General features: G+C 36.1%; 7 protein-coding genes. 1 reads left to right on the top strand and 6 read right to left on the bottom strand.

Annotated features, from left to right (window positions below):
- Positions 1-42: 42 nt before the first annotated feature.
- The 6 genes from PR795_RS17160 to PR795_RS17135 form a co-directional block, all read right to left on the bottom strand.
- The gene (locus PR795_RS17160) at positions 43-2,049 is read right to left on the bottom strand and encodes an ATP-binding cassette domain-containing protein (RefSeq protein WP_272516970.1); all 2,007 of its coding nucleotides are present in this window, start codon (positions 2,047-2,049) and stop codon (positions 43-45) included.
- Entirely contained in the window at positions 2,036-2,482 is a 447-nt protein-coding gene (locus PR795_RS17155) for a hypothetical protein (protein ID WP_036974445.1), read from the bottom strand. The genes PR795_RS17160 and PR795_RS17155 overlap by 14 nt, the downstream gene beginning before the upstream one ends.
- Positions 2,483-2,486: 4 nt before the next feature.
- Positions 2,487-3,737, bottom strand: a complete 1,251-nt coding sequence (locus PR795_RS17150) for an HlyD family efflux transporter periplasmic adaptor subunit (protein ID WP_154600856.1) — start codon at positions 3,735-3,737, stop codon at positions 2,487-2,489.
- A complete protein-coding gene (locus tag PR795_RS17145; protein WP_272516969.1) occupies positions 3,721-4,953 on the bottom strand; it encodes a TolC family protein in 1,233 nt (410 codons plus the stop codon). The genes PR795_RS17150 and PR795_RS17145 overlap by 17 nt, the downstream gene beginning before the upstream one ends.
- A 4-nt stretch (positions 4,954-4,957) precedes the next feature.
- Entirely contained in the window at positions 4,958-5,743 is a 786-nt protein-coding gene (locus PR795_RS17140; protein WP_272516968.1) for a hypothetical protein, read from the bottom strand.
- 72 nt (positions 5,744-5,815) lie between these two features.
- Positions 5,816-6,271, bottom strand: a complete 456-nt coding sequence (locus tag PR795_RS17135) for a hypothetical protein (protein ID WP_181480533.1) — start codon at positions 6,269-6,271, stop codon at positions 5,816-5,818.
- A gap of 209 nt (positions 6,272-6,480) precedes the next feature.
- On the opposite strand from PR795_RS17135, the gene PR795_RS17130 reads away from it, so the two are divergent.
- Positions 6,481-11,694: Ig-like domain-containing protein (locus PR795_RS17130; RefSeq protein ID WP_272516967.1), on the top strand; the 5,214-nt coding region annotated here is incomplete at its 3' end.

Below are 11,694 nucleotides of genomic sequence, written 5' to 3'. Positions count from 1 at the left end.
GATGGAAAGCCCACTTCAAATTCTGAAGTGGGCTTTTTTACGTTATAACACTGTTTTATTTAATGATATTTTAGGCAAAATGACGTCGTTAATTTTACTTGAGGGTACCGATGTTCTATGAGCCTGAGAGGCTTGAGTCGTTAAGGAAATATGCTGAGTAAACAGTGAAGAGAGACCTAAATCATGGGTTGCACAGAAAATAATTGAGTCTTCTAACTTAAGTTCTTTTCTAATGAGATGCATAAAGTTGAGTGCATCTTTTGATGCCATAAAAGCCGTAGCTTCATCTAAAAATATGATCTCTGGTTGCTTGAATAAGGAACTCACTAACATGAGTTTCTGTTTTTCCCCTGTAGAAATAGGAAGATCTGCGATAAGTATATCTTCTAGGGTTTCTTGGCTGATTTTTAATTGGGGGCAGCAAAGCATAATGAGGCGAGCCATAGTTGCATCATCGAAAATTCCATTAAGATTAAAATTATCTCTCAAGGAACCATTAAAATAGGCAGCAACACCCGAGTAGTATGCGATTTTTTGTTGAAAATAGGGTCCGGAAATTTCATTCAATTTAATATTGTTAATCGAGATATCGCCAGAGTAATTTTGAGAAATACCACAAAGCACGTTTATCAGAGATGTTTTCCCGGACCCCGATATACCAGTAATACCAATAAACTCCCCTGCTTTAACTGTCATGTTGAGATTATCAACTCGTTTTTTTTCATCAATATTGAGTGTTAAATTTGTTGTTTGAAAAATATGTGACTTACTGATTTTCAAACCATTTTCTTTAAACCTAGGTGTTAGGTTATTGATGAGTTGATTAATACTGGATCTGATGTGAAATAAATGTGTTTTAACAACAAAACTGCGGTTAATTGCGCCTGTGATGGCTGCTGAAAGTCGTCCATTGATAATTAAAACGGCGATAATGGACGCCAAGCTGAGCATTCCATTTCCTACGGCTAGGTAGCAAGTGATATACATGACCATCATAGACAGAAATGAATTGGTTCTGATGATCTCTGCCCAATGATGATTCGCATCATTTAATTTTAATTTAACGTTCTCATCTTCATGGTTCTTGGTATCGACATATTGATGAAAATTATTTTCATCAAGGAAGCGAAGCTCCTGCTTTTTTTGCTCTAATGAGTAGTACAGAGCTGATTTTTCATAGTTAATGCTATTGGTTCGCAACATGTTTTGATAAGAGCGGAAGCGAACCTGCACACAGATAAACGCAAGGGCAGCATAATATAAAAATAACAAAATAGAATAAAAACCCAGCATACTGATAATGCATAATGAAAATAAAATCGTTAATCCAATATCATAGATAATTTGTGGCTTAAGCTCCCAGACTTGTAGAATAGAAGATTCCGCTGTTCTGACTTTAATTGAAGCACTTTTGCAATTAGAACGCTGCAGCAAATCCAGAAAATAGCGGTTGAAAATACCAATATTAATTTTTATTTCTTGGAGATTTTGTTCATGAATGAAATGTTTAATGAAAAACTCAATTCCAATAATAAAAACAAAAATAAAGCTAATATATAATAATGAGCTAATGGATTCGCTATAAACTAATCGAGAATTAAATAAGTTTGAATATAAAGGGAGTAGTAAAGCGAATAAAATTAAAGGCAAAGAAAATAGGGCAGATTTTGGTGTGAGCTTAACTAATGAGTTAAACATTGAATCTTCAGCTAAATCTTTTGGTATACTGCGAAAGAAAAATAAGTTTTTACTTTCAAGTAATTCTTTCGTGACAATGACATTGTTGGTTAGGTTAGAGAGTATTCCAACCTGATTCTTAATGAGAATGTACTCGCTATCTTTTAGCTCCATGATGAAAAGCTGAGGTAAATTTTCATTTTTTGAGTAAATAATGGATGAATACTGATAAGTAAAAAAATCATTATCAATAAAGTTGTTAATATTCTTTAGAATATTGGATTGCTCATAAGGTTTATTTTTTAAATTTATTTTTTCTCCAAGTTCATTGAAGTATATAAAAATGATATTGTTTAGATTATTTTTTTTCACTTTCTTTCTCTTTTCCCTTGAGGAAACAACTGTTTAATCCATTCTTATCTTCAGCGGGCTTGAGTGCCTTTATGCTTACTTGAGGAATGTTCTTTTTTAGATAAACAGTATTGTAAACCGTATAAGTTAGTGCAGTATCAAGTGTTAGGTTATTCCCATAGCTACAATAAATTTCAATGCTTTTAATTTTATTATAATCAATCGTATTGAGTATTTCGTAATTGAAAGTTAATGATTTCATTGTGTTGTGAATGTTTTTATTTTTATTTTTATCTTTTATTTCACCACCATTATCTTCAATGCCCAATATTTTTGCTTTATGTTTATTTTCTTCCATATCCATAGCACTAGACATGACATTCGCTAAAAGAACAGCCATTAATAAAATCATGACGGAAACTGACGCGGAAAGCGCGGAGACAAAACCTAACATATCGTTACCAAACGTTAAATGAAATATTATCGCCAATGAGTGCCGTTAGATAATTTAATACTGAAATTTTCTTACTAGAAATATATATCATTACGGGTAACCCATCATGTTCCGGTTCAATGACCGAATCTTGATTTGGCGTGATTTGTACAGAATAAAAGCGCTCTTGAGTCATTCTATCTTTATCAGAAAATGAGTCGGCACTAATTTTTGACACTTTCCCATGAATTATTTTTTTAAATCCAGGAGAGTTAACGACAATTTTTACCGGTAATTCAACCGCAATAAAAGGGCGATATTTTGCATATACTTTAGCGTCGATAACCCGCGTATCTTGTTGTTTTTTTATGACCATAACTAGGTTAGAAGCTTCAACGTATGAACCTTGTTCTAACTCTTTTTCTATACTCAGAATAATGCCATCAGTGGGTGAAACAACACTGTTTGCCCTGATTTTATTTCTTAGTAATTCAATTTGACCACTATTTTCTAATTTTTCTTTTTTCAAGCGATTGAGTTGCTCTTCATTTTCTTGTATTTCACTAATTAATCGTGTTTTGTGCTTTTTTTCCAATAAAGAAATTTCACGTATTAATTTTTGAGCGGTTAATTCACCTGAATTGATCAGTGCTAATGTCCGGCTAACTTCCGTATTGTTATTCAATTTTTCAAGCTCGGGTGCTCTCGCATTATTTAAAAGCACCTCCTTTCTTTTTAGAATTTTTATTTGATTTTGAAGCTCAGTAAGCTCTTTGTTCTGCGCTAAATATTGTGCTTGTAAGTTATTGGTTTCCATGATTAAAAGCATATGCTCAGATAACTCTTTATACGCGCTGAGGGTCTTGCTTCTGTCATTTTTTGCCGTAGACTGAAATTCATCTTCATTATTGATTAGACCATTAATAAGCCCATTTAATAACTTTTTGTTCTCCTCTAAATCATCAATGCGTTCATTAGCAAAATTGACTAAGTTAGACAGCGTTTTTTCTTGATGAAAAACATCTAAGTTTGTATAAGAAAATAGAATTTGATTTTTTTCTATATGGTCACCGGTTTTAATCTTAAATTGGTTGATAAATCCTGATGCTGGACTGATTATCTCTAGCTTGTTAGATAAGCCTGAAATGACGCCATCACCTGGGGATGAAACATCAATTTCAGCAAGAAAAATATATCCCCAAAAAATGATGGTAAGGGCAAAGACAATTTTTATCTTTTTAGGAATTTTTTTCAGATAGTTAAGATGGATTTTCAATTTCAGCGAGCTTCCCTGTTAATTGGATGTATTCCATTTTATTTTTCATATCAGCGATCATTGATTCAGTGATTCTTCTTTCAATGGTCAACATGTCAAATAAAGTGTTAACCATTTCATAGAATGAAGATTGAGAGATATCATACTCACGTTCTTGACTTTTTATCATAGAAGATAATGTATCTCTCTGATTTTTTAAGTTATTTATCTCAATTTCATTCGACGTCGCAATGATGTTTAAATTTTTGACTTTGGCTGTCATTTCACTGTGTTTATAATCGACTTTCCCCTTTGCGGCCTCATAGAGTTTCAATTGGGATAACTCATTCAATTTTTTATCAATATCAAAAATATTTAACTTTAGCTCGACGCCGACATATGATTCGCTATGGTTTCTACTTTGATTTAAATATCGTTCTTCAGCTATTAAATTCACATTAAAAAAAGGATCTTGCTGTTGAGCGTTTTCCTTGATTATATTTGCTTGTATTTTCAATATATTATATTCAATGTTATTTTGAATACTTTGGTCATTTTGAATTTTAATGTTATGTATATTTTTAATAAAATTTTTGGGTAAGCTAACGCCATTGACTGGATAATCTAATCCGGAAATGAGTTCAATATTGGATTTATATTGCATTATCTCTTTTTCAATATTTTTTTGCTCAATATCTATGCGTTGCATTAGTAGCATTGCTTGCTCTAAGTCACTGGATTTAGCAACACCATTTTTGTAACGACGATCAATTAAATCAAAAATTTCTTTTGAGTTTTTGTTTAAATTAGCCGTTTTTTTAGTTAATTCGTTAAGAAAATGAATGCTAAGAAGATTATTTGTAATCGATGCATATAAATCGTCTTTCTCTTTATTTAAATTCAATTGTGAAACTTTTAGTTTCAGCTCTTTTTCATTAAATCGATGATTTAACGCACTATCATAAATAAGAGATGTTGCCGTCAAGCTACTGTTTACATTAGCATCGCCATGTTTCAACTTGCTTGTCGCACTCACTTTAGGTAAATAAAAGTAATCGGTCTGCTTTGCTTTATACCCTTCAGATTCTAGTTCTAACATTTTTATTTTAATAGGATTAGAATTATCTAGTACTCGATTCATAAATGATTCGAAACCATCTTCTTTTTTATTCGCTAAACAGGTGTTGATTAAAATCAATCCAAGTGATAAGCCTAAGACAATATAAGATATACGCATGTAACTATTCCACTGATAATAATGATATTAATTTTTTCTTGCTTTCTAAGGCTTTGGATTTTATCCATTGAATAGAATTTTTTACTTCTAAAATTTCTTTCTCTATTTTTTCATTATTCAACAGTCTGCTTTTTTTCTCTTCTAATAAATGCATGTCATATTTTATATACCAATCATTTTGTGCATCTTTCATCGTAACCAATGTTTGTAAGTTCGCTGTTGTTATTTTTGTTAGTTCTTTGAGTGTATTAGAAATTTCTGTCGCTAATTGGTTATCTTCTGAGACTGATACGAACTTTTGGGCAATGCCTACATTTACGGCTTGCAGAGCAAACAGGGTTTTATGAATATCATTGAGTTCTTCAAAATTAGGCTGTGAATTTTTGCTTTGATCTTTAATGTAAAAGAATTGGAAGAAATTTAAGCTAACTAACAGTAAAACAGAAATTGAGACACCTAAAATAGAGGTCAAAAAGGCAAATGACATAGAGTCTAAAGCCATGGAAATTGATGAAATCATCGCATTCATTTTTTCTGCTACATCACCTTCTCCAGCAAGAGATGCCGATATTGCCGTTATCATTCCAGTTAAACCAATAAATGTTCCGACTAAACCTAAGGATACGGTTACCGAGGCTGATAATTTTGTTTGATTAGTGAGAAAAATATAATTTTTTTGTGATTTCTTTTTAAGGATCTTGTGGCATAAGAAAATAGCCAATGGATAAATATAAATACCAATCATGGTATAGCTTATTTCAGGAGCAAGTAGGATACATTGCTGTATCATGTCTTTTATTCCAGTGATTAGCCAGCATGCAAGAAAGGTAATAAGGTAAAGAAATAGTCCGATATAGTACATTTATTTGTATTCCCAATAGATACATGAATTCCATCCTGGGCAAATTTCATTCGTTCCTTTTTTTAGAATGACTTTTTTATTGCGACCAAGATTTTTAATGATTGATGCTACATAAAGTAAGTTATAGGTGTTTTTTTCTTGACGGTTCTTGATGTTTTTATCTATATAACCATGTAAAATGATGCTGTTTTTATCATTCTCATTGAATTCTTTTGCTAATAAATCGATCTTTTCATCAGAAAGGTTTATTCCGCCTTTGAAATAAAGAACTCGGTTTGATATATCGATCTCTACATGTTCAAACTTCAACTCCCCATAATTAATATACGTGCTTGCAGTTTTTAAACCACTGAAAATAAATACCATTGATACTAAGATAATAATACAAAGTGTTCCGCTTAATCCATCCACCATAGGTGCTAGCTCTTCATCTGAGCCATCATAGTCTTCTTCCATTTTTTGTTTTCTTTAAAATAAATTCATGTCAGGTATTATAATTATAATTAATTTTGACACATCTGGTTTTAAGTTCATAAATATAGGTTCTGAGTTCACGATATGCTTTGCATGATTTAATTAGGTTTAAAATAGATATAATGCGATTTATGAAAATTGCTAATTGGCATCTAATTAATAACATTAATATCTTTTAAATGGCTAGCTCAATGAATTCAAATAACATAAATACGATTCAAGTAAAAAACTTTAAGGTTCAAGGATTAGACCTTATTATTACAACCCCCGATGGAAAAACAGAAATATTAAAAAATGGTTTATCAGATGTCATTTTAGGTGATGTCGTTTTATCCACAGAGCAGGGGGTTGTGCTTACCCAAGATGAGATTTTGTCATCAATATCGATGAATGTGGGAGCCGATGCTGTTTATATTAAGGAACAATTTGTCAGCGACACGGTGGAGGTCGACGCGGTAGAACAAAAAAAACAGAACAATGAAGAAGGCGATGCCGAGCTGCGATTCGAAGAGACACTTGCCGAATTACAACAAAAAAATAAGGCTCTCTCTGAAACTGTTCGCACGTTAGAATCGTCAAATGAAGAAAAAAAAGAGCAATTAAGTTCATCGTTAACAAAGTTAAATCAAGCAAAAAATGAATTAAATCAAAAAACTAAAGCTGAAGATACTAAAATAGATATCACAAAAAATGATTTGTCCTCTCCAGCCTCTTCAACCATTCCCTCACCGTCAACACCATCATCAACACCATCATTCGTCAATAAGGCTAAGGATGTGGTTACGCCTTTAAAAACCAATATCTTTATTCAAGGTCGGCTCGATGACACAACGAATTCTGATATTTCGAGCGTTCAGATAACCAAAGTAAATACCCCGACGTTTATTGGGAAAGTGTCACTTGATGCAACGGCATATCTAGAAATTGCAGGCAAAAAATATCCGATTAACGCAGATCAAGAAGGGAATTGGTCGTTATCAATCAATACGGCATTACCCGATGATGCTTATGAGTATCAGTTAGTGGCATCTCGTGCTGACGATAAGCCTGTGATTGTGGAAGGAAATATAATCATTGATACCACGCTACCTGAGGTGACTGTTCATTTAGCAAGCTATTCAGATAGTGGGGTGGATAATGATGCTATCACTCATCAAACACTGCCCACATTCATGGGGAAAACTGAGCCCAAGAGTGTGATTACATTAGTGATCGCCGGACAACATTTATCTACAGCCGCGAACGAGCAGGGGGAATGGCGGATTACGGTAGCGCAAGCATTGCCTGAAGGCGAGTTAACCTATCAAGTGACAGCGGTAGATAAAGCCGATAACAGCCAAACAATCCATGGCGTGGTTACGATCAAAACGACGTTACCAGATGCCACAACATATTTAGAAAATACGGATAATTTTATCACTAATAAGGCTATGCCTGTGCTGTTAGGGCAAACAGACGCACAAGCCGTTGTCACCATTAATCTTGCTGGGCAAATTTATACGACAAAAGCGGATGATCAAGGTCATTGGTCATTTGCGGTGCCTGAAGCATTACATGATGGGCATCATTTATTCTTGGTTACGGTAACGGATATTGCCGGCAATCAAGCTTCATTCACTGAAAACATGCATATTGATACTGCGCACCCTTCTAGCCATGCAACGCTCAGTACTGCTACAGATAGTGGGCTAATAGGCGATCAGCTAACGAATCATACGAAACCGACTCTAATAGGAAAAACCAAGCCTCATGCAACGGTAACAATTCACTTTGAAAATCAAGATTATCCAGTAACCGCAGATACCGCAGGTGAGTGGACATGGTCGATACCACAGGTATTAGCCAATGGTATTTATGATTATCAGATTACAGTTAACGATCTGGCGGGAAATACATCGACAGATAAAGGATCATTGACCGTTGATACCCAAGTTGAGTTAACGGCGAAGCTAGATACGACGAGCCAAAGTGAACATGCGGTTGATGGCATAACAACAAATTTAATCCGCCCCCAAATCAGCGGCACCTCTGAACCAAAAAGTAAAATAACGGCTGAATTCAAAGGAACCACAAAAACAGCCTATACCGATGAAAATGGACATTGGTCCTTGACCTTTGACACCAACGCTGCTGTCGGGAAAGAGAATAATTATCGGATTATTGCTGAGGATCTTGCCGGAAATAAAACGACAATCGAACAACAGTTTACCTTCGTTCCACTAGGAAACGGTGCATCAGAAGCGCCACTTCCAACATTATCAGTGATGTTAGATGAACGTAGTGATAGTGGCGTAAAAGAAGATTACATTACGAACATTAACACCTTGAGTTTTAAAGGGCTGGCGACTAAAGGGGCGAAAGTCAGTTTTGATATTGGAGGGAAAAGGTATGAAACCACCGCCGACCACACTACTGGAAAGTGGGAAATCAAGACCGAAACACTACAGGATGGAAATAATCGCTATATCGTGACCGCAACCCATCCTATCAATGGGAGAAGCTTGGATGTACAAGGCAGTGTTTTCATTGACTCGATGCTACCAATATCAACGATTGAGCTCACTTCAGAAACTGACACTGGCACGAAAGGTAATTTTATTACGAGCCACCATAAACCCGTCTTTACTGGACAAGGTGAAGTGGGCTGCCAAGTCACACTGACATTGAATAATGAAACCATAAAAACCACAACGGATAAGCATGGTCAATGGTCACTACAGCTATCCAAAGAATTGCCAAAGGATTTTATTGGAAATTATCAAATCATTATCACGGATGCCGCAGGGAATGTTTATGAAAAAACATCACAATTAGTGATTGAAAGCCACGCGCCTTATTTATCAGAGATTAGCTTAGACGTATCTTGGAAAGCGGGTAAGTTTGATGGTGCGAAATCAACCAATGACTTAACCCCCGATTTCTCAGGTGAAGCCTCTCCAAACTCAATGCTTAAATTTGAATTCGAACGGGTACATGGAGGAAAGAGCCATAAGTTTTCCTTTCCAATCACTAACATTGATGAGAAAGGTCATTGGACTTTTAGTATTCCAGAAGGAACGCTCCTGAAGGACTCAGGCTACCTTCTCAACAATATTACCGTCATTGCAACATCGCCAGCAGGTCACGTTTCACAAAAAGTATTTGATAAGGTGGGTATGCAGGTTAAAGACAGCGTATTGCATGTTACTAGCCAAGTTGCTGCCATATCGAGTTCCACAGGCATGGATGATAACTATCTCAGTGTCTCTCGCTCCCCTAAATTAAAAGGAACAATTTCGGGAAGTGCTGACCGCGATGAACTAAGAGGCGTGATTAAAATAGCGGGTAAAAGTTATGGATTAACACTGTCAAATGGGCGTAAAAATTGGGAGGTGCAGCTACCTGATACACTTCAATTACCAAAAGGGGATACTCCATTTACCCTTGAATTTACTGATGTTTACGGTTCCACTCGAACGTATTCTTCTTATGTTACGGTATCAGACTTTAAAATTTGGTTAGACCCGGATACTGATACTGGTACTACCGGTAATCATTACACGAGCCATCAAAAACCCGCTTATAAAGGTAAAGTTGAGCCAGGGGCAATGCTGTACGCAAAAATAGATGGGAAATCTTATCCTGTTGATATGAATGCTAATGGAGAATGGCGCTTTGAAGTCCCGATTCATGGTGAAGGTGCTTATCCTGTGGCATTTATGGAAGAGAACAGTGGGTTAACCATTGGGCAGGTCACGCTAAATATCTTAACAACAGCACCGCAATTCTATGATTTTTATATAAAATCCAGTGAATTACATAGTGGTACGAAGGTTGCCAATAACAGTAATGCCGGATTACGTATTACGTACACGGGTAATATTGATTATTACATGATCGAAGTGAATGGAAAAATTTATAAACATACGACAAAGCTAAAAGAATTTAATGGTAAAGAGACCATGATTGGGGAAAGTATCCGTTTACCGAATGGTATCTATCCTGCGAAAATTACGGCTTTTGATATGGCAGGAAATAAGACGGAACATGAATTAGAACTGAAAGTGCTCAGTGGTGCAGAGCGAGATATTCCGCCTAAGGTTGAATTTGAACTCAATGGAAAACAGTTCACCTCCGCAGAAAACAGTAAGCTAATGTTTAATAGCGATGCTCTCAGCTTGACGGGGAAAACGACATCTGCCAGTCACATTGAAGTCAAAGACGCCAATGGAAAAGTGATTGGTTCAACTCAAGCAGATAATGGCGGTAACTGGCGTATTTCACTGCCTAAAACAAGTATTCCGTTTAATCTTAAACAAGATGAAGAAATTAAATTCACGGTGACCGCACAAGACCTCATCGGTCGAGAAACTCACCTGAACTTCAATTTGGTTTACGATATCCAACCCCCAGAGATAACGGCTGAATTAGAAGACGTTTTATCTTTAGGTCATCAAACGAATGATAATACACCGACCTTGAGTGGACAAACGAAAGCGAATGCCACTGTGACGATCATCATCGATGGGAAAACATACCAAGTGACCGCTGATACAGCCGGTCATTGGTTATTTACATTGCCGGATAAGAATGCGTTGACAGATGGTCATTACGATTACCAGATAACAGCGACTGATGTTTTAGGACAGGTGAGTACACAAAGTCTCAGCGGCAGTGTTCAGATCAAAACAGCACCTTTAGTTGAAGTTGGGTTGGATAGTGACTCGGACTCCGGAGTGCAAAATGACAATATTACCAATACTCAGAAACCTAAATTAAGAGGGATGACTGAGCCAAATGCGGATGTGCGGGTAATTTTTGATAACCAATTGGCTCAACCCTACCAAACAAAATCAGACCAAAATGGTCATTGGTTTATCGAGGTTACTTCCGAACTGGCAGAGGGGCATCATGACTATATTGTTACAGTGAATGACGTTAAGCAAGGTATCCGTGGTGAGATGGCTGGTGAGTTCACTATTGATTTAACGGCACCAACTGAGCTGACTGCAGGAGTTTGGCATGAATCAGAACAAGTCATTAAAAATACGGTATTAACAAACTCTGCGATACCCACTTTTAAAGGTCAAAGCGAACCTTTTGCATTGGTAATATTAAGTATTAGCAAGGTAGGATCTCACACGATAGATATAAGCCAAACCGTAAGAACGGATGAGAATGGTAGCTGGGTTTTGACACTACCTATTTCTAGCGCATTAGGGGATGGACAATATGTTTATCGTGTAGCGGTGGAGGATAGCGCGGGTAATTTAGGGGAAGCGAATACCGAACAAACTGGTGTTATCACCGTTGATACCCAAGCACCGACTTTAGCGGAAGACATGCCACTGACACTCACTAATCAGGATCAGCCAAGGTTCAGCGGGGAGACCGAAGCAGGGTTGAAGGTGACGCTGGAGATTGAG

Origin of the sequence: Providencia sp. PROV209 (genome assembly GCF_028479485.1) — a bacterium.
In the GTDB taxonomy this organism is placed as follows: domain Bacteria; phylum Pseudomonadota; class Gammaproteobacteria; order Enterobacterales; family Enterobacteriaceae; genus Providencia; species Providencia alcalifaciens.
Note: the sequence above shows the minus strand (reverse complement) of the source record. Positions and strands in the feature narration are given on the sequence as shown.

Bases quoted from the DNA above. Each gene is read 5' to 3' on its own strand.
- PR795_RS17155 (WP_036974445.1), bottom strand. From the start codon at position 2,482: ATGTTAGGTTTTGTCTCCGCGCTTTCCGCGTCAGTTTCCGTCATGATT.
- PR795_RS17145 (WP_272516969.1), bottom strand. From the start codon at position 4,953: ATGCGTATATCTTATATTGTCTTAGGCTTATCACTTGGATTGATTTTA.
- PR795_RS17140 (WP_272516968.1), bottom strand. From the start codon at position 5,743: ATGATACAGCAATGTATCCTACTTGCTCCTGAAATAAGCTATACCATG.
- PR795_RS17135 (WP_181480533.1), bottom strand. From the start codon at position 6,271: ATGGAAGAAGACTATGATGGCTCAGATGAAGAGCTAGCACCTATGGTG.